At 52.3% G+C, this 1,387-nt stretch carries 1 protein-coding gene; it reads left to right on the top strand.

Annotation, left to right across the window (positions count from 1 at the left end):
* Positions 1-1,387, top strand: a 1,387-nt coding sequence (locus tag BWI93_RS27915) for a hypothetical protein (RefSeq protein ID WP_176454278.1), incomplete at both ends; no start/stop codon positions are given.

Genomic DNA, 1,387 nt, shown 5'->3' with positions numbered 1-1,387 from the left:
AACGGGGGGTAGTAGTGATTACAGCAAGCTTCAACTCGAAGAGGGGCCTGTAGCGACGCTGGTGGAGATTTATGCAACCCGTATGGACGAGAGCAAAGTACACCTGCCCTCGTTTCTAAAGAAACTCGAAGCCCTGGCCCAGTTTGCCGCCCGTACCGTGCCGGGCAAAAACATTTTCAATCCAGCCGAAGTGCGGGAGGGGCTCGGACTCGATAATGAAGGGGAGATCGTTACGGCTCCCGGGTTTTCCGTTTCCGGAAAAATGGATGTTCGGGGGCAACAACACCTCACCATTAAGGGCAACATCCAGTACCCGGAAGGAGTGAAGGTACGCTTTGAAAACGCAGCGGGTGGCAAACTAGGCGTTTACAACGCAAATTCCGCTCACTTTTTCACGCTGCCCGCCACAGTTCCCCTGCCCGCTAATTGTGCGAACGTCATCATGACAACCAAGGGCGGCGGCTACAGTGATTACACCTCTATTCAGGTCGAATACGGGGAGGTGTCAACCGAGACGGAACCTTTTCGCCTGGTAGTAGCCACCCAGGATGTTGACCTTCGCCCTTTTCTACCCATGTCCGAGCTTGAAGAACAGTACGTCCGCAAAACCAAACCGGGCAAAAATATCCTGGATAAAAGTAAGATTAAAGAGGGACGTGCCGTGACGCCAACTGGCGATCTGGTTAACAATGCCGCCTACTCATCCATTGAGACGGATGTCAGGGATTTCAAAGTGCTTACCTATTCAGGAAATATGGAAAACGCCCGCTTTGCCCGCGTGCGGTTTCAAGATGCCCAGAACCAGAAAATAAGCGTATTCAATCCGGAGGATCAGCAGATCACCGCTCTGCCTTTTTCGTTTCCGCTTCCGGATGGCTGTACGTCGATTGTCGTGAACACTAAAAACGACGGGGCTTCGGATTACGACACCCTGCAACTGGAAGCAGGAACGACGGCAACCGAGCATGAAGACTATCACCTGGTAGCGGCCTCGCAGGACGTAGACCTTTCTAAAAAAGTAGATAAGGACGACCCCACGCTAGTGAAAGCCGACCGTCCCGGAACCAATCTGATCAAGGTTACAGACATTCGGGAAGGCTTAGCTGTCGACAATGAAGGCAACATTATTGCCGTGGGCTCTTATTCTATCTACCGGACGCCCGAGGACGCCATTGAGGAAAACGAAATCTACACCCTTCAGGGTGAAATGACGTATCCCGAAGCGGTGAAAATCCGCTTTGAGGGTCCTGGTCAAACGTTTTTGGGCATCTGGAACGCGTATTCTTCCAAGTTCCTGTCTTTACCCGCCAGCTTTCCAACGCCCCCGGGCTGCGTTAGCGTGGTAATCAATACGAAAACGGGGGGTAGTAGTGATTACAGCAAGCTT

Origin of the sequence: Siphonobacter sp. BAB-5385 (genome assembly GCF_002261125.1) — a bacterium.
Classification (GTDB): domain Bacteria; phylum Bacteroidota; class Bacteroidia; order Cytophagales; family Spirosomataceae; genus Siphonobacter.
This window is presented reverse-complemented; position numbering and strand designations above follow the sequence as displayed.